This is a genomic window from Bifidobacterium pluvialisilvae (assembly GCF_019331695.1).
Classification (GTDB): Bacteria; Actinomycetota; Actinomycetes; order Actinomycetales; family Bifidobacteriaceae; genus Galliscardovia; species Galliscardovia pluvialisilvae.
Map to the genome: position 1 here is coordinate 1 of NZ_JAHBBI010000015.1, position 26015 is coordinate 26015.

The following is a 26015-nucleotide window of genomic DNA, read 5'->3' on the forward strand; positions in this document are numbered from 1 at the left end:
AACAAGCCAACCCGAAAAGTCAAGCACCCCGCCGGATTAACACCCAAAACGTTAATCACACCCCGACACGCAAGACCGGAGAACACCTCACCACGGATTTAAGACCCACGTTTTGACCCTTAACCCGTTAATTCATTGGTATTGCAGTCTTTGGAAAATCTCGAACAATGGGCAAAGGGCTATACAAATGGGGGGTGGTATGGGTAATGTTGGGCCCATAGGTTTCGTATACGACGTCGTAATACGCCGAGAAGAGGAAGATGAATATGATGCCGAAGCATGGCAAACGAGCATCGTCGGTCGATAATGCATGGGTGGGGATGGTGCGTCGCGCGCTGGTGCCGGTCGTGGCGGTGCTGGGGGTGCTGTTCGCCGGCACGGTGGCCATGGCGGCGATGGGCGTCAACCCGATTGCGATGATGTCCTCCGCATTCGACGGCGGGACGGCCCAGGTGGCCGACGCCCCCGCGGCCGAGACCACTGCGCCGAGCGGCATCAAGGCGCGTGCCGCCGGACGGAGCTTCGTGGGCTATGACGGCACGGACGCGGCCGATTCCACCGTGAAGGTCACGGTCACGTTGCCGGAAGGGGCGAAGACGCCGGCCGGCACGCTCAAGGCCACGTTCGAGCATGGTTCGGTGACCGATTACCCGAACGTCTACAAATACGTGGGCGAGACGAACGGCGAGATTCAATTGATGGGCATCTCGTGGAGGAACGGCGACGACGAGACGTGGCTCGACGGCATCGACGGCGTGGACGCCGACCATCCCGCCACCGTGCAGGTCGAATATCTCAAGGATTCCGCCAAGCTGCCGGGCCGGCCGGCCGAGCGCAAGCTCATGGTGCTGGTGGTGGTCGACTCCGAGGTCAAGTCGCCCGAGGCCGTCACCGATGTGCAGGTGGGCGATGACGGCTACAACGGCTTCACGTTCCAGACCGACTCCGGATTCTATGCCTTCGCCAGCAAGAAGGTGTCGCAGGGCTATGTGAAGAGCGCCGAGATCACCGCCATGCAGGACGGCACCTCGGAATTCGACAAGGACGGCGATCTGAAGGCCGGTTCCGTCGACGCCGGCGGGAACACGGTGGCCGCCGACGCCGTCGACGTGCCCGGCAGCGATTCGGGCCGGAACAACCACGTGGTGCGCACCTTCGACACCGTGAAGTACACGGTCGGCCTGAACTTCGGCTCGCGTGACACCAGCGTCAAACTGAAGACCGGCAAGGTGTGGGTCGAGACCAGGCTCAAGGCCGATGTGACCGAGGCGGGCTTCGACACCACCCAGATGCTGTGGATGGGCAACGCCTACGTGGTCGAATATGTGAACGCCGACGGCAAGGTTGTGCTCGTGCGGGACTCCACCGGCAAGTACTGGAAGGGCGGCGCACTGGACGAGGTCGACGGCAGCGCGGAACTGGACACCAACCAGAACGGCTCGCTCAGTTGGCATGGCGCCACGCAGACCAGCGTCAACGCCTTCGCCTCCGGCAGCGACAAGGGGACGGACAGCTACACCACCAAGGGCTCGCTCGGCATCGTCGAACAGCGCATCATCGGCGGCATGACCGTCAACGCCAAAGACGACGAGGGCGGCAGCTTCCTCAACGGCAACCGCGACGTCTCGGCCGCGGTGCAGGTGCTCAACGCCGGCAACGGCACGGTGGTCACGCCGACGTTCACGGCATGGCTCGACGGCAACGAAGACAACTACGGCTCCGAGGAGCAGGAATCCGGCAAGCACGAGCCCGCGCCGCGCGTGACCTCCAACACGGTCACGGCCGACGTGAAGAGCGGCCGGTACGCCGTGGTCTCCGCGGCCGCCAGCTACAACGTGCAGGTGAAGAAGAACGCCAGCACGAGCTACCGTTCCTGGTTCGACTTCACCACCGGCCAGGAGGTGCCGCACGACAGCACCCTGTGGAAGCGGTTGGAGGAGCTGGCCGCCAAGCCCGCCAACAAGGGCAAGGTCGATCCCGCCCGGTTCGAAGGCGCGACCGACGCCGAGAAGCAGGAGTTCGGGAACATCCGCTGGGGCCGCATCACCGGCTACGGCATCACCCTGCAGGTGGGCAACAAGTCCGACGGCGACAGCAAGGACCTCGCCGCCAACAAGAAGCTGAAGGGCATCTCGCTGCCGGCCGGCACGCTGTCGTTCGACGTGAACCTGTCGTCGCAGCTCGACGGCAAGGCCGACGGGAACTATGAGACCTACCTATGGGACTACAACGAGAACGTCGACGTCCGGGGCAGCTACTGGCACACCTATGAGGACGGCACCAAGGTGGAGGTCAAAGGCGACTACAAGGGGCACGGCGATCGCAACTTCTACTGGGGCGGCGAGTACCGTTCCGCCTATGCCAATGGCGCGGCGCCGTTCAACGTGCCGATGGGCCGCAAGGACGCCAACGGCAACACCATGGACGCGCAGAACGTCTACAAAGGCGGCTCGTGGACGATGACCACCGCCGCCGACTCGCCGACGAGCCACACCGCCGACCACTCGTTCAAGGTCAGCGGGTACGACTTCGACTTCGACAATTGGCACTGGCCGTCGAAGGAGGCGGGCTGGACCCCGGTCACCGAGGCATACCTCACGCACCTGTTCGGCTTCTCCTCGGCGTCGTTGCAGGTGATGAACGCCTACCCCCGCGTGGCCACCGCGGACAACGACTCCAAGACGCTGCGCACCATCGTGAACGCGAACGACCTCACCGTCACGTCCCATGACGGGCAGCAGGTGAAGTCCGATCCGAAGGACCCCACCAGGACGCATCAGGAGGCCAACACCGGCGACAACGTCTACACGGATGCCATACAGATATACTCCCCGGGCCACATGTCCAAGGGCAACTCGTTCAACAGGCGCGGCGCGGTTAGCGAATCGGACGGCTATCTGGGCACCCAGTACTGGGACACCTCCTACGACAGCGTGGCGTATGCCAACAGCGACATCACGATGATCGGATACTACGAGATGTCGCCCGGCGCCGACGACCACATCCGGGCGGCGAACTACCTGCAGCTGTTCGACAGCCGCGCGATCACCATCAACGGCACCCCCAGGATGCTGTTCGACGACGCCGGCGAGCATCCCGCCGCCACGATACTGTACGCGGCCGATCCCGATCATCCGGACGGCTACGACACCAACAAGGACGGCATGGTCCAGTACATGAACGGCGTTCGCGAGGAGGACCTCGTATACAGCAAGGACGCGCCGGACGCCCAAGGGTATGTCGTCGTGAACGGCGAGAAGCTCAAGTGCGTCGGCGTATTGGCGGAAAACCGCAACCTCGACGTATTCGGCGGCAAATTCCAGCGTCTGCAGATTCCCGTGCACATCAACGGTGACGACGCGGACCTCGTGAACCGCACCGTCGCCACCGTGAACATGGTGCGCGTCTGGTACCGCGACGGCGCCATGACCCGCGACGACGGCTCGTCCGTCTCCTGGGCCGACGGCAAGTGGGACGCCGCCAAGGGCAGGAACACGCTCGCCGGCTACCAGACCATCACCAGTTCCAAGGACGAGAACGAGAACAACGGCGAGGACCTGAACAACCGTGACGGCTCGAAGGGCTACGTCAAGACCGAATACCAGAACGGCCAGCTCAAGGAAGGCACGCACAAGGGCGGCGTCTTCTACGGCAACAGCCTGCTCATCGTGTCGTACAAGGCGAGCGTCGTCATCGGCATCGACAAGGCCAACGCCCCCGACAACCCGAGCTACGACCTGACGAACGGCGAAACCCAGGTCGACTATCGCATCACGGGCATCAAGACCGAGATCGGCAGCGACGTCACCAAGCCCTCCACCCAGTTGAAGACCGACCTGGACATCAACGCCGGACTCGACGTCAAACACACCGGCGACCGCGCCCGCGTGACCGTGCAGAACGGCTCGTTCATGACGACCGGCTACCAGGTGGGCAAGGACGGCCGGCCGGAAGGCGACGAACGCCAGCTCGCCATCTCCGCCGACTCGCAGCATCCCACGACCGTGGGCTACTACGTCAAGGACGCCGCCGACCCCGACGGTCCCGGCACGTTCCACACCTACACGGTCTACGCGCGGGTGGCCGCCGACGGCAGATCGGTGAGCTTCCACATCGCCGACGCCATCGTGGGCATGAGCCTGCCGGACATCACGTTCAAGGCGAACCTCGCCCCCAACGAGCTCGACAACAACGACATCTTCACGACGCAGGCCACCATCAGCGGCTCCGGCGACACCCGCGCCTACGACGAGGCCAAGGGCAACATGAGCTCCATCGCCGCCGGCATCGTGAAACTGAGCGGCGCCACGCTGGTCAAGAGCGTCGACAAGACGCTCGTCGACCAGGACAGGACGGTCACCTACACCGTCACCTACGCCAACACCGGCGACAGCGCCATCGGCACGATGTACATGTACGACCTGCTGCCCTACAACGGCGACATCCGTGCCTCGGACTTCACCGGCGACGTCATCCTGCGCGCCGTCGACGCCAAGGTCTCCGGCCTGACGGGCACGGCCGCCGGCACCAGCATCGACGCGTACTATTCCACGCTTCCACAGGATTCGCTGCGCTCCCAGGTCGAAGGCTTCGGCGGCCGCGACGCGACCAAGGTGGAGGCCCTGCTCGGCAACACCAGGTACTTCAACAAGCTCGGCACCATCGACATGGACCCGAACAGCAGCCGCTACGGCGACCTGATCGTCGACCCCGGCATCAAGGACCCGGAGACGACCGCGCGGAAGATCACCGCCGTGTACATCCGCGCGAAGCGACTGCCCGCCGTGTCCACGCTCTCGCTGTACCTCACCGCCGAAACGGGCGACAACAAGGCCGCCGACATGTACGGCAACGTGGCGCACAGCTGGATCGCCGGCGGATCCGCGCCCATCCAATCCAACATGGTGAGCACGGTCGTGGTCTCGCGCGAGATCAACGGCGTCGCATGGTACGACCGCAACGCCAACGGCGTGCGCGACGACGGCGAACGGACGCTCGGCGGCGTGACCGCCACCCTGTTCAAAAAGCAGGCCGACGGCAGCTACAGGAAACTCGACAACGACATCGCCGGCGACCCGTTCTCCGGCAACGGCAGCACGACGACCACCAGGGCCGACGGAGCCTACGACTTCCTCAAAGTCCCCGAAGGCGACTACATCGTGGCGTTCCAAGGCGACCGGCTGGACGACTACATGAAGGCCACCGCCTATCAGTCATCCGCCGCGACCGACGCCACCAACAACGACGGCGTCGCCGTGGCCGAGCTGAACGCCTCCGGCATCACCGGCTACCCCTACGCCATCAAATACTCCGCCAAGTCGAACGACCTCGCCATGTATTCGCCCGAGGACATGGCGAAGCAGGGCATCACGCTCGACAACTACACCCAGCGGTACGCGAACAAGGACCTCGGCCTGACGAACACCGGCGACCTCAAGATCGTCAAGACCGTCAAGCGCAACGACGACGCACAGCTCGCCGACGCGCAGAGGAACCAGTCGTTCGCATTCGACGTGACGCTCGCGCTCGACGGCAAGGCGCTCGCGGGAACCCACGCGGCCGAGACCACGTCCGCGGACGGCAAGCCGACCGAGGGCGACGTGACGTTCGACGCGCAGGGCAAGGCCACCGTCACCCTCAGGCACGGCCAGTCCATCACCATCAAGGACCTGCCCACCGGCGCCTCCTACAGCGTGGCGGAGCGCAGGACCGACGCCTACACGTCCAAGCTCGACAACGCCACCGGCACCATCGGCAAAAGCACGACGGTGACGGCCAACGCCACGAACACCTACACGCCCACGCCCGCCGACTTCACGCCGCAGGTGACCAAGCAGGCCACCAACGGCGGCAATGTGGCCGACCGGACGTTCACGTTCTCCCTCGCCGGGAAGAGCTTCGCCCACGATGACGCCGTGACTGGCGCCGACGGCAAGGCATGGAACGGCGACACGGCCACGGTGCGCGGCCTGGCCGGCACCGGCGACACCGTGTCCGGCACGGCGAAATTCGGCAAGCTGGTCTTCACCAAGGCCGGCACCTACACCTTCGCCATCACGGAGAACGGCGGGAACGGCGACGGCTGGACGATCGACGACTCCACATGGACGCTGACCGTGAAGGTCAAGGACGCCGGCGACGGCACGCTCGCCATCGACGACGCCTCCTACACCAAGGACGGCGCCGGCCAGGGCGACGGCGACGGCCAGAAGCCGACCTCCGCACGGTTCTCCAACACCTACGCGGCCAAGGGCGAGGTGACGCTCGACGGCACCAAGACCCTCACCGGCCGCGACATGGCCAAGGGCGAGTTCACGTTCGACGTCAAGGACGCGAAGAACACCGTCGTCGCCACCGGCACGAACGCGGCCGCCAAGGACGGCAAGCCCGCCGCCATCGCCTTCCCGAAGATCGGATACGACACCGCGTCGCTGCGGAAGGCGGTGGATGACGGCATCGCGCAACGGCAGCCCGACGGTTCCGTCACGTTCGCCTACACGGTGAGCGAAAGGGCCGACGGACTGGCGAACACCGGCGTCGCCCAGACCGGCACGACGTCGTTCGCCGTGACGGTCAGGGTCGTGGACAACGGTCATGGCGGTCTCGTCGCCACGCCGACCTATCCCGACGGCGGCATCGCCTTCGCCAACACCTACACGACCAAGGAGAAGCCCGTAAGCGTGGACGACCTGTTCACCAAGGCCATCGACGGCCGTGACTGGCTGAGTGGGGACTCGTTCGAATTCCACCTCAAGCGGGTCACCAAGGGCGCCCCGATGCCCGCCGAAACCAATGCCGTGCAGAAGGTCGACGACGACACCGTGAAGACCACGGTGAAATCCGACTCCGCGAAGGACGGCGACAAGGTGAAGTTCGGATTCGGCTCCATCACCTACGATTTCGACAGCATCAAGGACGGGACGATTAACGCCGCGACCGGCAAACGCACCAAGACGTTCACCTATGAGGTGACCGAGGCCAAGCCGCGGGACGGCGCCATCGCCGGCATGACATACAGCACGAACAAGGCCACGCTCACGGTGACCGTCACCGACAACGGCGACGGCACGCTGAGCGCCGGCGGTTCGGCCGTCACCGTGGAGAACGGCGCGTTCACCAACGTCTACTCCACCGACGCGCGGCTGAACGTCGCGCTGACGAACAAGCTGACCGGCCGCGACATGGTCGCCGGCCAGTACAGGTTCACCGCCGACCCGCAGGACGTGCCGGCCGCCGACGGGCGTGCCGCCACCACCAAGGACGAGACCGCGAAGAAGCTCGGCCTCGGCGGCGCCGACTCCTACGTATCGCCCGCCGCCAACAGCGGCGAGGCCACCGGCCGTGTGCCGGTGACCGACGGCGACGCGGCGGCCGCCGGCAGCGACCCCATCGTCTTCACGCCGAAGGATGCCGGCAGGACCTATCGTTTCAAGCTGGCCGAAAGCACGTATCCGACCACCGAGGCGTCGGACGCCGGCGGCAACGGCTACCGCAACGACAGGACCGCCCGCGTGGTCGACATCACGCCGTCCTACGACAAGACCACCGGTGTATTGACCGTCACCGCCACATCCACCCGTGAGGGCGCTTCGGCGCCGGACGCCGCCGTCACCGTGAAATCCGATGCCGCGGCGGGCGGCGACGATACGCTGGTCGTCCCGTTCGCGAACACGTACCGGGCCTCCGGCGACGCCACCATCGCCGCGACCAAGACGCTGACCGGACGGCCGCTGAACGCCGACGAATTCACCTTCCAGGTGAAGGACGCCAACGGCAAGGTCATCGCCACCGGGCGGAACGCGGCCGCCGAGGACGGCAAGCCCGCCGCCATCGACTTCGGCAGGCTGGCCTATGACGTCGACTCCCTCGACGCCGCCGTGGCCGACCACGCCGCCACCAGGACCGTGGACGCCAAGACCGGCAACGCCACATGGACGCTGCGCTACACCGTGGCCGAATCGACCGACGGTCTTGCGGACGGCTCCATCACACCCGGCGCCGCGAACTTCACCGTCACGGCGACGGTTACGGACCAGGGCGACGGCAGCCTCAAGGCCACGATCGCCTACCCGCAGGATTCCGACGGCACGCTGGCCTTCACCAACACCTACGGCACGAACGAGGTGCCGGTGACCATTGCCGGCACCAAGCAGCTGGACTACGGCCATGACGGATTGACGACCACATGGTCCGACATCAAGGACGGGTTCGACTTCACGCTCACCGGCGTGGACGCGGCCGATTCCTCCAAGCCAGCCCCGCTGCCCGCCGGCGCGAAGGACGGCAAGGTCATGGTCAAGGCCGACGACGCCGGAGCCATCGACTTCGGCGCCATCAGCTACCGCCAGCCGCAGGTCATGGACGGCATCACGCCCGACGCCAACGGCGTACGCACCCGCTCGTTCGTCTACACGATCACCGAAAGCGGCAAGGCCGACGGCGTCACCAACGACGGGGCCGCCACCCGTACGGTCACCGTGAAGCTCACCGAATACACGCAGGCGTACGACGGCCACGAGGCCGGCGCGCTGGTGGCCGAAACGACCGGCGACACGGTGTTCCGATTCCGGAACACCTACGACGTGCAGCCCGTCGAATCGTCCATCACCGACCAGCTGAAGGTGCGCAAGACCCTCACCGGCCGCAATATGACGCCGGGCGAATTCAACTTCGACATGGTCGAAGGCGACGGCGACCAGGCGAAGGTCGTCGCCACCGGGTCCAACGACGCCGACGGCAACGTCACCTTCGGCAAGATCCGCTACGAGCAGCCCGGCGAACACGACTATACCGTGCGCGAAACAACCGGCGACAAGGGTGGCGTCGACTACGACCACGCCACCTACGTCGTGCACGCCAGCGTGGTCGACAACGGCGACGGGACGATGAGCGTGACGTGGACGCGCATCGCAGCCGGCGATGACACGGCGAAGCCCTCGGACGGCATCGCCTTCGCCAACGCCTATACGCCGACCGGCACGTCGGTGACGCTCGGCGCGATGAAGCATCTCGAAGGCCGCGATCTCAAGGCCGGCGAATTCACGTTCGCCCTCAAGTCCGCGGACGGCGCCACGCTGCAGACCGAGGCCAACAAGGCCGACGGTTCCATCGGATTCAAGCCGATCTCCTACACGGCCGACGACATGGCGGACGCGAAACGGGGCGAGGACGGCCTGCCGTCCAAGACCTTCGCATACACCATCGAGGAGGTCGGGGGAGACGTCGACCACGTCACCTACGACAGGACCGTGCACAAGGTGTCCGTCACCGTCACCGATGACCTCGAAGGCCATCTGCATGCGACCGTCGCCTACGACGGCAAGACGGCGGATGCCACGCCGACGTTCGTCAACACGTATGACGAGCCGGAGAAGCCCACGCCCGGGGAGCCCGGAAAGCCCGGGGAACCGGAGCGGATGGCGCGCACGGGCGTGGACATGGGCGCCATGGCGTTCGGCGTCGTGATGCTGGCCGGTCTCGGCGTTCTCCTGGCATGGCGTCGTCCGTGGGCGGGAGCCCCGTCGGACGCCGATCGGGGACGCTGACTAGGACGCTGACCTCCGGTAGTCGGAGGACGGCGGTCATCAATCATCGACCGCCGTCCGCCGGGCGACGTCAACCGTCCGGCGGGTGACGTCCGACGTCGGTCGATGGCCGCCGGCTGCCACCCGACGGCCGATGAAATATGCACCCGCGCTTACTATGGATTCCCGTATATACGGCGCGCGCAACGAAGGAGACGCAATGACCAACGTAACGGTACTGGGTTCGGGAGCATGGGGCACCACGTTCGGGCAGGTTCTTGCCGACGCGGGCAACACGGTGACGATGTGGGCCATCGAGCCGGAGATCGTCGCCGACATCCGTGACAACCGCCGCAACTCGTACCGTCTGCCGAGCGTCGAACAGCTGCCCGAAGGCATCACCGCCACCGGCGACCGCGCCGAGGCCGTGGCGAGCGCCGAAATCGTCGTCGTGGCAATCGCCGCGCAGTTCGCACGCGTGGCGTTGGAGGAGTTCAAGGGGCTGATTCCGCACGACGCGCTCGTCGTCTCGCTGATGAAGGGCATCGAACGCAACACCGGCAAGCGCATGGACGAGGTCGTGCGCGAGACGCTGGACCTGCCTGAGAACCGGTTCGCCGCCGTCTCCGGGCCGAACCTGAGCAAGGAGATCGCCAAGCGCGAGCCGAGCGCCACCGTGGTCGCCTCTACGAACCCGTACGCGGCCGCGCGCGTGGCCCAGGCCTGCTCCACGTCGTATTTCCACCCGTTCACCTCCACCGACGTCATCGGCCTCGAACTGTGCGGATCGTTGAAGAACGTGGTCGCGCTCGCCGTCGGCATGGCCCGCGGCGCCGGCTACGGCGAGAACACGGCCGCCATGATCGAGACGCGCGGCCTGGCCGAGCTCACCTCGCTCGGCAAGGCGTGCGGCGCCGACCCGAAGACCTTCTCCGGTCTGGCCGGCGTGGGCGACCTCATCGCCACCTGCGGCTCCCCGCTCTCGCGCAACTACACGTTCGGCTCGAACCTCGGCAAGGGCATGAGCGTGGAGGAGGCCACCAAGGCCAGCGACGGCGTGGCCGAAGGCGTGCCCACCACCGCCACCGTGGTAGCGCTCGGCGACAAGCTCGGCGTGCCCACCCCGCTCGCCGCCGCCATGACCCACGTGCTCGAGGACGGCATCTCCTGTGCGCAGATGCTCTCCGAGCTCTTCGGCACCGAAATCACCAACGAGTAGGACCAGCGAGGGCCAGCGAGTACGAACGAGTAGGGAATCATCAGCGAGTAGGGTGCCCTGCGGGGTAGTCTTGCTAACGATATCGTGGACCGACGTCGCGGACGGCGGCCGTTGAACGTACCGGAGGATTGTGGATTATGACCAAGAAGCGCATCGTGGTGTTGTACGGCGGCAGGGCCGACGAGCATCCGATCTCCTGCATTTCGGCGGCGAGCGTGCTCAACGCCATCGACACCGACCGCTTCGAACCGATTCCCGTGGGCATCACCAAGGACGGCAAGTGGATCGTGAACGGCGAGGACCCGCGCGGATGGAACCTCGACAGCGGCGTGCTGCCCGAGGTCGAGATCACCGAAAGCGCGAAGATGGTCGTGCTCGACGTGGCCCTCGGCCAGGACGGGTTCTTCGCGCAGAACGGCAACGAACTCGAATCGCTCGGCCACGTCGACGCCGTGTTCCCCGTGCTCCACGGCCCCTACGGAGAGGATGGCACCGTGCAGGGTCTGCTTGAGATGATGAACGTGCCGTACGTCGGCTGCGGCGTGCTCGCATCCGCCGCCTGCATGGACAAGCACTACACCAAGGTGCTGCTCGCCGCCGCCGGCATCCCCGTGGCGCCCGGCATCACCATCGACGCCCGTGAATTCGACGTCGCCTCCGAATTCGCCGCCAACGGCCCCGAACTGCTCGCCCAGGTGAAGGCCGCCGGCCTCGCATACCCGCTGTTCGTCAAGCCGTCGCGCGCCGGCTCCAGCTTCGGCGTGACCAAGGTGGAGAACGCCGACAACGCCGACGAACTCGCCGCCGCCGTGTTCGAAGCCTCCAAGCACGATTGGCGCATCCTCATCGAACAGGGCATCAACGCCCGCGAAATCGAATGCGCGGTGCTCTGCCCGAAGGCCGGCGGCAAGCCGCAGGTGAGCTGGCCCGGCGAAATCGTGCTCGACTCGCGCAGCACCGACGCCGACTCCTTCTACGACTTCGACAGCAAGTACATGGACTCCAGCGCCTCCCACGTGGAAGTGCCCGCCAACCTGCCCGAACCCATGCTGGAGAAGGTGCGCGAGACCGCGGCCAAGGCGTTCGTGGCCGTGGACGGCGCCGGCCTCAGCCGCGTCGACACGTTCGTGACCGCCGACGGCGAGGTGATGGTCAACGAAATCAACACCATGCCCGGATTCACGTCCATCTCCATGTATCCCAAGGCATGGGAGGCCACCGGCATCGCCTACTCCGACCTCATCACCACCCTCATCGAAGGCGTGCTGCGCTGAAAACGGCACAATGACGGGCCGAAATCGCTGAACAACGGGCAGAAATCCCCGAAATCCCCGATTTATGGTGCCTTTTGGTCGTTTTTCCTCGTGAAAACGACCAAAAGGCACCGTACATTGCCGGGAACGGGGATTTCGGCCCGTATGTCATTTGACTATGTCTGACTACGATGGGGTGGTGAGGCGGTGATTGCCATGACATCCAACGAAGTATCCTCCGAACGCATTCGTCCGGCGGCGGTGGCCGGCGCGTTCTATCCCGACGATCCCCACGCATTGCGACGCATGATCGCCGAACAACTCGACTACGCGCGCGGCCTGCTCACCTCCGACGTGCTCGCGCGACTGCCCGAAGGCGCTCCCAAGGCCGTGATCGTGCCCCACGCCGGATACGTCTACTCCGGCACGACCGCCGCGCTCGCCTACGCGCTGCTGGAACGCGGCCGGGGGACGATTCGCCGCGCCGTGATCGTGGGTCCGACACATCGCGTGGCCGTACGGGGCGTGGCCATGAGCCGTGCCGCCGCGTTCGCCACCCCGCTCGGCATCGCGTCCGTCGACGTGGCCGGCGAGGCCCGCGCGTTCGGATTCCGTCCGCATCGGGCACCGGACGACGCCCCCGGCGACATTCTGCTGGGCGGATACGCCGACTTCCTGCGGCTGCTGAACGACACCTACGCCGCGGCCGATGCCGCCGCGCCCGCGCTGCTGCTCAACGACCCGACCCATGCGCGCGAGCACGCCGTCGAAGTGCAGATACCGTTCCTGCAGACCGTGCTCGGCGAAGACATCGACATCGTGCCGCTCAACGCCGGCTCCGCCACGCCCGACGAGGTCGGCGACGTACTGCGCGCGCTGTGGGGCGGGCCCGAGACGGTGGTCGTCATCAGCTCCGACCTGTCGCATTATCATCCGAACGCCTACGCGCGGGCGCTCGACGACGAGACCATCGCACGCATCGCCGCGCTCGATTTGCCGATACATCCGAACCGGGCGTGCGGCGCGTATCCGGTCAACGGCCTGCTCGACGTCATCCGCAACGGATTGCATACGAGGCATACGACGGACGGCGTGCGGACGCCGGACGCATCTTCCGCGTCGGCATCGTTGGCCGCATCGGCCGCGAATGGACGATTCGACCTGCGATTCCTCGGATGCTGCACGTCCGGCGATGGCGGCGAGGCCGCGCTCGCCGACGATCTGACCCGGCCGGGCGAATCGGAGGGCGTCATCCATGCCACGCGTCCCGCCATGGCCAATCCGGACGAGGCCGTCGTCGGCTACGCATCGTTCGCCATGTGGGAGCATGACGACGATGACGATAGCGGCGACGATGGCGAACGGCGTGGTTCAGGTGATGAAGCCGAGGACGGTTCCCATCCTTGGCCCCCTCTGACGAGGGGGCTGTCGGCGCAGCCGACTGGGGGAGAGACGACTGCCGCTCGGCCGGCGGCCAACTCCTCTGCCGGCAAAGGCCCGGTGCTGCTTGGCCTCGCGCGTACGGCGATTCGTCATTATCTCGGCATCGATGACGGCACCGACGCCACCGCGACCATGGACGCCGTCGTCGACCGACTCGTCGACGACCATCCGTGGCTGCGCGAGCCCGGCGCGAGTTTCGTCACGCTCACCGAGGGCGGACGGCTGCGCGGCTGCATCGGCACGTTGGAGGCGTACCGGCCGCTGGGCCGCGACGTCGCCGAACACGCGGTGGACGCCGCCAGCCGCGACCCGCGCTTCATGCCGGTGACGCCGGCGGAGTATCCGCTGCTGAACGTCGAGGTGTCGGTGCTGTCGAAACCCGAGCCGATGCGCGCCGCCAGTCGCGACGAGCTCGAATCCGAGCTGCGGCTCGGCGAGGATGGCCTGATTCTCGAGGATGCGAAGACCGGATGCCGCGCCACGTTCCTGCCGCAGGTGTGGGATGAGCTGCCGCGGCCGCATGATTTCGTCGGCCATCTGCTCGCCAAGGCCGGACTGCCGAGCGGACTGGACTGGACCGGTCGGCGCATCCGCTGCAGCCGCTACACCGTGACGGCCTACAAGGAGTGACGGCGATGGCCTCGTACGATTCCCGCGCCATCGGCCGCTGGCAGCATCGCATCGGCCCCGCCGCCGACGGCCGCGTGCAATGCGACCTGTGCCCGCGCGCGTGCAAGCTCAAGCCCGGCCAGCGCGGATTCTGTTTCGTGCGCAGCAACCACGACGGCGTCATCGTCTGCGACACCTACGGCCGCAGCTCCGGATTCGCCATCGACCCGGTGGAGAAGAAGCCGCTCAACCACTTCCATCCCGGTTCGTCGGTGTTGAGCTTCGGCACCGCCGGCTGCAATTCGGGCTGCCGATTCTGCCAGAACTGGGACATTTCCAAGGCCCGTGATTGGGACCGTCTCGGCGTCGAAGCCAGTCCGGAGAAGATCGCCGACGTCGCGCTGCGATACGGCGCCGAATCCGTGGCGTTCACCTACAACGATCCCATCATCTTCGCCGAATACGCCATCGACACGGCCGCCGCATGCCGCGAGCGCGGCATCCATCCCATCGCCGTCACCGCCGGATACATGAGCGCGGCCGCCCGTCCGGAATTCTATGATGCGATGGACGCCGCCAACATCGATCTCAAGGGCTTCACCGAGGACTTCTATTGGAAGGTGACCGGCACGCATCTGCAGGATGTGCTGGACACCATCGAATTCGCCGTCAACGAGGCGCGCACGCCCGACGGCGGCCGCGTCTGGGTGGAATTGACGACGCTGCTCATCCCCGGATTCAATGACGACGACGCGCAATTGCATGCCGAATGCGCGTGGATCCGCGAGCATTGCGGCCCCGACGTGCCGTTGCATTTCTCCGCGTTCCATCCCGCGTACAAGATGGACGATGTGCCGCGCACGCCGTTGTCGACGCTGGTGCGCGCGCGGGAGATCGCGCTGGGGGAGGGGCTGCACTACGTCTACACCGGCAATGTGCACAATACCGAGGGCGATGCCACATACTGCCCGAACCCCGGATGCCGGGCGTTGCTGATTCAGCGCGACTGGTACGAGATACGCGCGAACCGCATCACCGCCGACGGTCGCTGCCCCGACTGCGGCACCCCAATCGCCGGCCGGTGGTGAGCGGCCCTCCCCTCCGACCGCCTTATTGTCATCCTGAGGAGAGCTGTGTTGCTTTGTTGTCATCCTGAACGAAGCCGTGTCGCTTTGTTGTCTCTTGCGTGGAGCTGTGTTGCTTTGTTGTCATCCTGAGTGGAGCCGTGTTGTTTTGTTGTCTCCTGCGTGGAGCTGTGTCGCCTTATTGTCATCCTGAGCGGAGGCCGTAGGCCGGAGTCGAAGGATCTTGGACACCACGCATCAAGATCCTTCGACTCGCTTCGCTCGCTCAGGATGACAGGAGTGTGGTGCTCGCGCAGGATGACAGGGGGCGTGGGGCGACGGCGGCCGGAGCGGTGGTGTTCACTCAGGAACAGAGGTGTGGTGCTCGCGCAGGTGACGCTCTGCGCGCCCCTACAGAATCGTCTCCATGCCGATTTTCTGGGGCTTGAGGCCGCAGTGTTCGTAGAAGGCCATCGCCGAGGGATTGCACGACCATACGTTGAGCGTGACGTTGTAGCAGCCGTGTTCGCGCGCGAAACCGAGCACATGCCGGTACAGCGCCTCGCCGACGTGCCGTCCTCGTGCGGATTCGTCCACGCATAGGTCGTCGATGTACAGCGTGGTGATGTCGGTGAGCACGTGGCTGCCCTTGTTCCGCTGGAACACGCAGAACGCGTAGCCGATGACGCCGCCTCCCGCAGCCCCGGTTCCGCCGTCCGTCGCGACCCTGTCGGCCGCATCCCCGTCCTCGTACACGAAGATCGGCCGTTCGTCGTCGGCGATGATTGCGGCCAACTCCTCGTCGGAGTACTTCTTCGCGCCGCCCCGGAACAGGTCGGGCCGCCCGCGGTGGTGCACCTCGGCCACCTGGTACAGCAGCCGGTCCAAATCGGGAATATCCGCTGTCGTCGCACGTCGAATCATCATTTCTTCTCCCTTGTTAGCCCCAATTTGCGAGTTGTGAGGCTTGCATCCGGGGAACGGCCTTGTTCCCAGCCGGATTTTCAACGTTTTCCGCGGTCCGAGACCCTTGTCTCGCCAAACAAAGCCTCACAACTCGAGGTTTCGCCGTTATTCCTCCTCCGGAGCGGCGTTCTGCACGAGGAATCCCTCGCCGGCGATGGCGCGCGCCGCCCTGTCCTGCATCGTGGAGAGCAGTACGCCCGGTTTGGTGAACAGCAGCACCTTGCCTTCGATGCCGTACGGCGAGAATCCGCTGAACTTCACCAGCGGCGGATTGTCCGGCAGCATGATGTCGGCCGTCGCCGCCTTCACCGCGTCGATGATGGTCGTCGCTATGGCGTCGGTGTTGGTGTTCCGGTCGCCGCGTGCGGTGAACGCCACGGTCGTCATGGCCTCGTTCGGCACCGGCATCTTCTCCAACGCCGCTGTGTTGAGCACCGAGTTCGGGATCCACATCTCGTTGCCGGCACGCTCCTCCACGATGGTGTGCCGCCACGTCACGTCCTTGACGACGCCGGTCGCGCCGTTGATGGACACGAGGTCGCCCGGCTGCACCACCTTGCCGAGCATCAGGCCGAAACCGCCGATGATGTTCGAGATGGTGTCCTTCAGGCCGAACGAGAGGGCGATGCCGCCGACGCCAAGCGCCGTCATCAGCGACGTCGGATTGATGCCGAACACCGGTTGCAGCACGATGCTGACGGCGAACACCCACAACAGCACGCGCACGATGTTGATGAAGATGGAGGCGCTGGGAATCTCCGTCTTGTCCAATGCGATGCGCATGCCCTTGGTCACGATTTTGACCACGATGGCCGTGGCGACGAGCACGACGATGAGGAAGATTATCTTCGTGGAGTTCGTTTCGAGCCATGCCAACGGGTTCTCGATGAATTCGCGGATTGTGGAGCCTTGAGTAATATCCATCCCCTTATCGTAAGGGACCGAATCTGTGCGCCACGTAAAGGAACTGTCGGATGTTCCTACGGTCATCCTGAGCGAGCGTCCCATCCTTGTCCTTCTGAGTGAGGGCTCTCGCCCTTGTCATCCTGAGTGAGCGTCCCATCCTTGTCCTCCTGAGTGAGGGCCCCATCCTTGTCATCCTGAGCGAGCGAAGCGAGTCGAAGGATCTCTACAGGCGTTCAAGATCCTTCGACTCCGGCCTGTGGCCTCCGCTCAGGATGACAGTGGGTGGTGTGCGCCTCCGCTCAGGATGACAGTGGGAGGTGGGTCGGCCTCCGCTCAGGATGACAGGCGGTGTCCGGCAGCCTCTCTCGGGATGGCAGGTGCGCCTACTTGGTTTCCTCTCCGTTGCGCGGCAAAGGTGGGAACGTTTCCCGCGGCTTGTGCCGGACTGTGGCATGATGGGCGGTATGGGAAATCATGAGACGCGCATCACGAATGCGCGAATTCCGGGGACCGACAACATCGTCGACATCGCGGTACTGGACGGCGTCGTCACACGCATCGCGGCCGCGGGGGATGTGCACGGGCGCGACAACGGCGAGGCGTTCGCCAAGCCCGCCTACACCGCCAATTACACCGAAACCGTGAACGCGGGCGGACGCTGGGTCATACCCGGCCTATGGGACGGTCATACGCATTTCACGCAGTGGGCGGCCACGTTCGGCCGGCTCGACCTCATCCGGGCGTCGAGCGCGCATCAGGCCATGGAGATGCTGCGCGACTATCTCGATGACCGTCGTGACTCGTTCGCCGGGCTCGACCCCGACACGTTCATCGTGGGCATGCGCTTCCGTCATTCATTGTGGGATGACGACCAGCAGCCGTCCTTGGCCGCGATCGACGCCGTCGCCGGAGACCAGCCGGTTGCGCTTTCCAGCGCCGACATGCATTGCGGCTGGGTGAACACGGCCGCCGCGAAACGCCTCGGCGTGCACGTCGACGATTCCGGCCTGGTCGGCGAGCTCGAATGGTTCGACGCCTACAGCAAGCTCGACGACGCCACCGGCAAGGAGCAGATGAAGCTCGTCAAGGCCGCCGAACAGGATGCGGCCTCCAAGGGCATCGTCGGCATCTGCGACTACGAGATGGCCGACACCATCAGCCAATGGCAGAAGCGGTTCGACAAGGGTATCGACAAACTGCGTGTGCGCGTGGGCGTGTATCCGGAACGCATCGAGGACGCCGTCGCGGCCGGTTGGCATGGCGGTGCGGAGATCGAAGGCAGCGACGGCCTCGGCCGCGTGACCACGATGAAGCTCATCTCCGACGGCTCGCTCAACACCCGTTCCGCCTACTGTTCCGAACCGTATTCGTCGATTACGCCGGAGACGCGTGGCGTGCTCAGCTACAGTCCCGAGCAGATCGAGCACTATATGACCATCGCGCGGGCCAACGGATTCGACGTGGCCTGCCACGCCATCGGCGACGAGGCGAACACCGTGGTGCTGGACGCGTTCGAGCATACGGGCGCCACCGGCTCCATCGAACACGCGCAGCTGCTCAAGCCCGGCGACGTCGCACGGTTCAAGGAGCTCGGACTCGTGGCCAGCGTGCAGCCGCAGCATGCCGTGGACGACCGCGACGTCGTCACCCGCTACTGGGCCAACACGTCGGCCATCCCGTTCCCGTACCGCACGCTGTATGACGCCGGCGTGCCGCTGCGCTTCGGCTCCGACGCGCCCGTCGCCGTGCTCGACCCGTGGGTGGCCATGGCCGCGGCCGTCTACCGCACCGACAGCGAACGCGACCCCTACCAGCCCGAACAGCGACTCGGCATCCGCACCGCCCTGGAGGCGTCCACCTTCGGCAACGGCACCGAGATAGCGGTCGGCGATCCCGGTGACCTCGTCCTGCTCGACAAGGACCCGTACGCCGCCTACTCCGCCGCCGAACTGCGGACCATGCCCGTCGCCGCCACCATGTGCGCCGGCCGCTGGACCCACTTCGCCCTGTAATCATGCGCCCAACCGGCTCCCCGCTCTGAGGGGAGCCGGTTGCCGAGATGCGATGTCTCACCACCCCCAGTCTCGGCTGCGCCGAGCCAGCCCCCGCCGGCGGGGGCCGACCGCTTGAGACGCGTGGTCTTTTCTGTTGTCATCCTGAGCGAGCGGTCTCTCGCTTCTGTCATCCTGAGCGAGCGGCTTCCACTGCCAACCCGAGCGAGCGGTCTCTCGCTTCTGTCATCCTGAGCGAGCGGAGCGAGTCGAAGGATCTCTACGGGCGTTCAAGATCCTTCGACTCCGGCCTACGGCCTTCGCTCAGGATGACAATAGAGGAGGCGTCCTTCGCTCAGGATGACAATGGGAGGTAATCGGCCTCCGCTCAGGATGACAATGGAAGGTGGCTGGCCTGCCGCTCAGGATGACAGAACTCTTTTCAGCCGAGACGCGTGGTTTCGCATCCGGTGAAGTCGCGGCCGGTCCGCCTACAATGGGCGATAGGTCGGCATCGACGCCGACGTTACGCATCCCGAGCATCCAGGAGGTTGCCATGAACATGATGCAGGTGATCAGAACACGTAAGACATGCCGCGAATTCACGGACGAACCGGTGACCCGCGAGCAGATCCAGACCATTCTCGAAGCGGCCAACGCGGCTCCCATCGGCATGCACGATTATGAGGCCATCGAAATCTCCGTCATCACCGACCGTGCGAAAATCGACAAGATCGACGCGCTCGCCGGCCCCAACGCCGGCCGCATGGGCACCGGGCCCACGTACAAGGCGCCCGTGCTCATCCTCCTCTCCGGCGAGGAATCCGGCATCGAACGCGGCACCGCATACTGCAACGCCGCCGGCATCATCGAGAACATGGCGCTCGCGGCCACGGACCTCGGCCTCGGCAGCGGCTACATCCTCGGCGTCATCAAGGCGCTGCAGTCGCATCCCGAATTGTTCGCCGAGCTCGGCGTGGACGAGGGCTACGTGCCCGTCTCGGCCATGACGCTCGGCCACGCGTCCGACGCCACGCTGCTCACCGAGGAGCGCGAGCCCACGACCGCCAACTTCGTCACCCACTTCGTCGGCTAGCCGCAGCGGCGACCGGGGCGGATTCCTCCCGCCGTCGTCCTGGGCGGTCGGTCTTTCTTACTGTCATTCTGGACGAGCGGTTTTTTCCTACTGTCATCCTGAGCGAGCGGAGCGAGTCGAAGGATCTCTGTGTGCGTTCAGGATCCTTCGACTCCGGCCTCCGGCCTTCGCTCAGGATGACAATGGGAGGCCGGCCTTCGCTCAGGATGACAGGAACCGCCCAGCCAACCCCCTCCCGCTAAGCTTTCGGCTGATGTTTGACGTTTTGTCGAGCAAGCCGCCATGATAGTGACGGACAGTTTTTCAATGGGAGTTTCAGTGGGAGGGATTCCTTCATGGCCAGGCATGCGACGAAAATCACCCGGAAAACCCATCGCGACACCGCCACGCGCACGGAGCACGACTGCATCGGCACGTTCGAGGTGCCGGCGAAGGCGTATTGGGGCATCCATACCGCGCGTGCCATGGAGAACTTCCAGGTCTCCAACATTCCCGATTCCACGCATCCGCAGCTCATCAAGGCGTATGCCACGATAAAGAAGGCGTGCGCCACGGCCAACGAGGAGCTTGGTCTCATCCCCGGCGTGCAGGCGGGCGCCATCCGTCAGGCGTGCATGGAGATCGAGAACGGGCGTTGGATGGACCAGTTCCCCGTCGACGTGTTCCAGGGCGGGGCCGGCACGAGCACGAACATGAACGTGAACGAGGTGATCGCCAACCGCGCGTTGGAATTGGCCGGCCATAAGAAAGGCGATTACGAGTTCATCCATCCGAATGATGACGTCAACAAGTCCCAGTCGACGAACGACACGTATCCGGCGGCCTGCCGCCTGGCGTTGATCGATGTGCTCGGCCCGTTGGCGCAGTCGACCGACAAGCTCGCGCGCGCGTTCCATCGTCTCGCCGACCGTCATATCAATGATGTGACCGTGGGCCGCACCCAGTTGCAGGATGCGGTGCCGATGACGTATGGTCAGGAGTTCCATGCGTTCGCGAGTTTTCTCAAGTCCGACATCGCCGCGTTCGAGGCGTTGGTGCCGCGTCTGGCCGTGGTGAATCTTGGTGCGACGGCCATCGGCACGGGTATTTGCGCGAATCCGGAGTTCCGTGCGTCGGCGGTCCGTCATCTTGCGCAGATGACCGGTCTGCCGATTACGGCGGCGCCGGATCCGGTGGCCGCCGTGACCGATATGAGCGTGTATGTGGCCGTGTCGTCGGCGGTGAAGAACCTCGCCATCCATTTGAAGAAGGCGGCCGACGATCTGCGACTGCTGAATTCGGGTCCGAACGCCGGATTCAACGATATTAATGTGCCGGCGCGGCAGGCCGGGTCGAGCATCATGCCGGGCAAGGTGAATCCGGTGGTGCCCGAATGCGTGAACCAGTGCGTGTTCTCCATTTTCGGCATGGATACGACCGTGCAGTGGGCGGCTGCGGAGGGGCAGTTGCAGCTCAACGCGTTCGATCCGGTGATCATCCATGCGCTGTTGAGCGGCATGGAGCTGATTTCGCGTGCGATGGACGTGTTCCGTGAGGAGTGCGTGAACGGCATCACCATCAATGCGGAGATTGGCCGGCATTATGCCGAGTCGACGCCGTCGATCGCCGCGTCGCTGAACGAGGCGTTGGGATATGAGGACGCGATGACGATTGCGAAGGAGGCCGAGGAGAGCGGCCGTACTGTGCGTGAGGTGGCCGGCGAGCGTACGCGGATTCCCGCCGCCAAGCTCGACGAATTGCTCGACCCGATTGCGTTGTCGCGTCGTCTTGGCCAGACGTGCCGTGAGCGTACCGACCGCAGCGGTCGTGGACGCGACGGCCGCAGGTAGTCGGTCCGCGGTCGCCGCGCGGTTGCGCGGCCATGGGGTCTTTTTCGGTCGTTCGCTGGTGGACCGGTCTGTGTTTATGTGATTTTTCGCCGTGGTCCATGGGGAAAGGCGATTTTTCCATGGACCACGGCGTTTTTTATGCGATTCGCGGAGTAGTCCATCGGCGTCTGAATAATGAACCAATCAAAACCGCATGATTGCAATGATTGTACTTCCCTGACTCATGGTTTGTGATGGACCATGTTGCATTTTTGCCGATAAATCATCGTTGTCCATCCAAATCGTCCAATTGTGATGGACAACGATGTATTCTGATGCTTTTACCCTGCAGTCCATGGGTATTGGAGCGTTCGATGTCCTGTAGAAGCTCCGCTGGGAGCATGATCTAACAGAAATCATTGACAATGCCTGTTATGCTGTCGCCTGAACGTTGGGGGTTCTTTCTGCGGAATTCATAGATGACTTCGGCGAATACATCCTCGCTGGAGAACAGTTTGAATACTTGGATCTCGCTAGTGGATAATGCGTATAGCCAATCTCGAACCGTACGAGAATACAGGATATTCGCATCAACGAAAACCCGTTCCATATGTCCTCCGCTGTTTGAATGCCGTCAATGGCAGCAATGCTACGCGGACTTAGTTCAGCTCGTCGAGAGAATCTCGCATTTGCAGGAACTTCTTGCGCTTGATTCGCTGCTGCCTAGTGCGGTACTCGAGAATGTCGTTGAGGCGGAAGCGATGATGCGCGCCGACCTTGTATGAGGGAATTTCGCCGTCTCTCACCATTTTGAGCAGAGTCGGGCGAGAGATGCCGAGCATTTCCGCGGCGGCGGTTGTGCGCAGTTCGCGCGGCGTAGTAGAGATAACGACCCGTGAACCCTTTCCAAGGCTTTCCAGCACACTCATCACTATGGAGGAGACATCTTTGGGCAGTTCGATTTTTTCGCCGTGAGCCAGTAAAGCAAGCTCCGAACGAACGTCTTGCACATCATTCACCGTTTGCGCGACGTTTCTCCGGGTTGCATCGTCTACGAGAATCGTCAACTCCTTATCGCGGTTCAATACTTCCAAAATTTCCTCCCCTCGTGTGCGATGGATTGTTTTTAAACTAAAACTTTCACTTGTAAGTGTAACACCTTCTTCGGCATTGGAGAGTCGTCTCCTTGCCGAAGGCATAACTGACGGGGATTGTAGGCCTATCAGACGTGATCGCACAGCCGTGGGGCCTTTTTCGGTCGTTCGCTGATTTCACCGCGAAACAGGGTGTGCAAGCGCTTGTTTGCGGTGAAACCGGCGAACGACGTTAATATGCGGTGAACACGGCGAATTATCGTGGGCGGGTGGATCGCATCGGCGCGGTCCGGCCTCGTTCGTGACGCCGTCTCGAATTCGCCGGTATCTGCGTATCTGTGTATACGTCTGTGTATACGCGATGCATGCACCTATATATACGTGTTGTATACGCGGCCTCGGGGTCTTGGCCGAGTCATGTATGAGGGGACGGGGCGGTCTCCTTTGCGGACGGTTCGGCCGTCCGGTGATGGCGGGGGATTGATTCCCCTCCTCGGCGTGTTGTCCATGCAGGGGTGAATTCTTGGGGTAATTCCCCTACTGGGGGGTAGTGGTCTCGATGGGTTGCGAAAAGCGTTTGACTGTGGGTATACGAGGGGCATCGGTAAACTCTGGAGGGTATCAAAGGGGCATGTAAAGCCCGCTTTTTCGTTGGTATTATGCCGATTCTGTAGGCACTATCGTGTGGTGGAATTACGCATGAGGGGTGCCAGGGAACACAGGCTTGAGAAAAGAGCGGGATTATGAAACAGCATGACAACCCGAAGCGCAAAGGGGGAATAGTCGCGCGCGTGGCCGCCGCACTGTCTGCGCTCGCGGTCTTGGGCACGATGGCGGTGACCGGCACCGCCGTCGCCGCCACGGCGAACGAGGCGCCGACTGCGGAAACCACGTCGACCACACCGGCCCAGACTCCGGACGCCGAGACCAAGGGCACTACGGACGCCGCAACGAACAACGGAGCCGCGAAGGATTCGGCCACGTCCGGAACCAACGGATCCTCGACGCCGACGAACGGCACCACCAACGAGGCGACGCCGTCCCCGTCCCCGACCCCCGACAAGCAGGTCCGCGCCGTCCCGGCCCCCGCGACCACGCTCGCCGCCCGTGCGGCCGGAAACTGCTCCTATGCCACTGATGACAGTGGTCTGAAGCATGTGTGCTGGCTGGATATGTCCGGCTTCAACCAGAATGAGGCTGAGTACGGTGGCCAGCAGATGACGGTGCCGCTGGCCGGTGGTCTGTCGCTGTCCTTCACGGCCACCTACTCGTCTCCGAAGGGTCGCGACGTTGTTGCAGCTGCGGCCCCGGTGTGGGATGACGAGAATGGTCATTCCGTCTTCGGCGAGGAACTGTACCCCGGTGTCGGAGGCAAGCCTGTGCTGTACCAGAAGAGCGGTGACAGCGCATACAACGCGACTTCCACCATTACGTTGACGAACGTTCAGCTGTTGAGGAACGGCGCACGTGTGACCGACAGTGATTACTCCCTTATCCTCGGCGATGGTGAGAGTACCGCGGTCGGTGAATCGATCAGCTATGGTTCCAGCGCACCGCTTACCCAGCTGGCCCAGTATCCGGCATCTGCCGGAAATGGATGGGGCCTGTGCACGCCTTCGGGTGTGGGATCGACCAGCGTGACCTGCACCGGTAACGGTGAGGATAAGAATACGCTTATGGGCATTCGCCTGTACCAGACGAACAACCCGACTGAGGTGTCCATCACGCTGAAGGACAATGATCCCGGTTCCCGTCAGGGTGCCGTGTTCGGCGTCATGTTCGCCTCGGCGTTGACCACCGTCAGTGTGGACAACAACGCGAATAATGCGTTCACTGCCAAGGTGGAGGAAACGAACAACCAGCAGAACCAGGAGTCGACTCAGGCTTCCGCCGGAGAAACCACGACCAGTGGCACCCTTGCCATTCTGGCCAAAGGCAACGAGTCGAAGGACGTCACGTTCACCCTGAGCGGTGTTTCCAATTGGGATAACTACGATGTGACGTTCTCCTGCGACGGCGCGTGCTCTAACAATCCTCCGAAGGCTCAGTTGCAGAACGGCGTGTATACCGCTACGACCTCCGTCAAGCCCAACGAATCCGTGCACGGCACGTGGGTTGTCACGCCCAAGACGATGAAGATCGATGTGAAGAAGGAATGGGCCGATGGTGCCACCAAGGCCAATAGCGTGACCGTCTCCCTGAACAGCTGCACCGACAAGACCTACGCAACGTGCCAGCCGACTGGTCAGACGAAGACGCTGCAGGCTGATGGCTGGACGGCATCGTTCACCGATCTCAAGGCCGGCTACTACCAGGTGGTCGAAACCGCGGTCGACGGTGACGCCAGCAAGGTGAAGGAATACAAGGTCACCTATTCACCGGATGGCGGCCATGCCGATCTGAGCGGCTACAAGGACGCCACTGTCACCATCACGAACGCCCCGGCTTCAGTCACGTTGCCTGCTGCCGAGTTCTTCAAGGCTCGTGCCGTCATCGTGGGGCGTGAATGGAAGACCAACCCCGCCGATTCGTTCACCTACGTGCTCAACGGTAAGGCGTCTGTTACCGGCAAGTCCCGTGCTGCAGGTGATTGCCAGCCCATGCCGGCGGACTACAACATCCCGGAATGCAATACTTCCATCATCGTGACGGATAAGAACGCGCATTCGTTCGGCGACATCACCTACTCGGAAGCGGGCACCTACACGTACCGCATCAACGAGTCCGCGCAGGTGAACCACGATATTACGCGGTCCCAGGCTGTATATCAGGTGGTGGTCACTGTGGCCACCGGTACTGATGGCAACCTCACTGCCACTGCGAAGGTCAGTCAGGTGAATGACGACAACGGTACCGTCGTCTCGCCCGCGAAACTCATGGCCGACAAAACCGGTGTGTTCACACATTACCTGCTGCTGTCCGCGCTGCCGGTGACCGGTGGCACGACGGGGCGTGCCTGGCTCATCGCCTCGGGTGTGATGCTGGCGCTGGCCGGTGCCGCCTACACGGTGTGGCGCAGGACCCGGATGGAGGTCTGAGGCT

12 protein-coding genes are annotated in these 26015 nt (G+C 64.0%); 9 read left to right on the plus strand and 3 right to left on the minus strand.

The window, feature by feature from the left end:
• Positions 1-266 precede the first annotated feature (266 nt).
• The 5 genes from KIH77_RS09800 (at position 267) to amrS (ending at position 15136) form a co-directional block, all read left to right on the plus strand.
• Positions 267-9545, plus strand: a complete 9279-nt coding sequence (locus KIH77_RS09800; RefSeq protein ID WP_219101418.1) for a Spy0128 family protein — start codon at positions 267-269, stop codon at positions 9543-9545.
• A 199-nt stretch (positions 9546-9744) separates the two neighbouring features.
• Entirely contained in the window at positions 9745-10743 is a 999-nt protein-coding gene (locus KIH77_RS09805; RefSeq protein ID WP_219101420.1) for an NAD(P)H-dependent glycerol-3-phosphate dehydrogenase, read from the plus strand.
• A 137-nt stretch (positions 10744-10880) separates the two neighbouring features.
• Positions 10881-12017: a D-alanine--D-alanine ligase family protein gene (locus tag KIH77_RS09810; RefSeq protein ID WP_219101422.1), complete on the plus strand. Its 1137-nt coding sequence runs from the start codon at positions 10881-10883 to the stop codon at positions 12015-12017.
• Between the two features lie 195 nt (positions 12018-12212).
• Positions 12213-14069: an AmmeMemoRadiSam system protein B gene (gene amrB, locus KIH77_RS09815; protein WP_219101424.1), complete on the plus strand. Its 1857-nt coding sequence runs from the start codon at positions 12213-12215 to the stop codon at positions 14067-14069.
• A 5-nt stretch (positions 14070-14074) separates the two neighbouring features.
• Positions 14075-15136: an AmmeMemoRadiSam system radical SAM enzyme gene (amrS, locus tag KIH77_RS09820; RefSeq protein WP_219101426.1), complete on the plus strand. Its 1062-nt coding sequence runs from the start codon at positions 14075-14077 to the stop codon at positions 15134-15136.
• Positions 15137-15523: 387 nt separating this feature from the next.
• Here the strand turns inward: amrS and KIH77_RS09825 are convergent, their stop codons facing one another.
• Together KIH77_RS09825 and KIH77_RS09830 are read right to left on the minus strand one after the other, a co-directional pair.
• Positions 15524-16039: a GNAT family N-acetyltransferase gene (locus KIH77_RS09825; RefSeq protein ID WP_219101428.1), complete on the minus strand. Its 516-nt coding sequence runs from the start codon at positions 16037-16039 to the stop codon at positions 15524-15526.
• Positions 16040-16183: 144 nt separating this feature from the next.
• Entirely contained in the window at positions 16184-17002 is an 819-nt protein-coding gene (locus KIH77_RS09830) for a mechanosensitive ion channel family protein (protein ID WP_219101430.1), read from the minus strand.
• Positions 17003-17439: 437 nt separating this feature from the next.
• Between KIH77_RS09830 and KIH77_RS09835 the strand changes: the two genes are divergently transcribed.
• The 3 genes from KIH77_RS09835 (at position 17440) to KIH77_RS09845 (ending at position 21900) form a co-directional block, all read left to right on the plus strand.
• The gene (locus KIH77_RS09835) at positions 17440-18996 is read left to right on the plus strand and encodes an amidohydrolase (protein ID WP_219101432.1); all 1557 of its coding nucleotides are present in this window, start codon (positions 17440-17442) and stop codon (positions 18994-18996) included.
• A gap of 535 nt (positions 18997-19531) precedes the next feature.
• Positions 19532-20071, plus strand: a complete 540-nt coding sequence (locus KIH77_RS09840; protein WP_219101434.1) for a nitroreductase family protein — start codon at positions 19532-19534, stop codon at positions 20069-20071.
• A 335-nt stretch (positions 20072-20406) separates the two neighbouring features.
• Positions 20407-21900, plus strand: a complete 1494-nt coding sequence (locus tag KIH77_RS09845) for an aspartate ammonia-lyase (RefSeq protein ID WP_219101436.1) — start codon at positions 20407-20409, stop codon at positions 21898-21900.
• Positions 21901-22538: 638 nt separating this feature from the next.
• On the opposite strand, the gene KIH77_RS09850 is transcribed toward KIH77_RS09845, so the two are convergent.
• Positions 22539-23078, minus strand: coding sequence for a helix-turn-helix domain-containing protein (locus tag KIH77_RS09850; protein ID WP_219101437.1), 540 nt, complete (start codon positions 23076-23078; stop codon positions 22539-22541).
• A gap of 638 nt (positions 23079-23716) precedes the next feature.
• On the opposite strand from KIH77_RS09850, the gene KIH77_RS09855 reads away from it, so the two are divergent.
• The gene (locus KIH77_RS09855) at positions 23717-26011 is read left to right on the plus strand and encodes a Spy0128 family protein (RefSeq protein ID WP_219101438.1); all 2295 of its coding nucleotides are present in this window, start codon (positions 23717-23719) and stop codon (positions 26009-26011) included.
• Positions 26012-26015 lie beyond the last annotated feature (4 nt).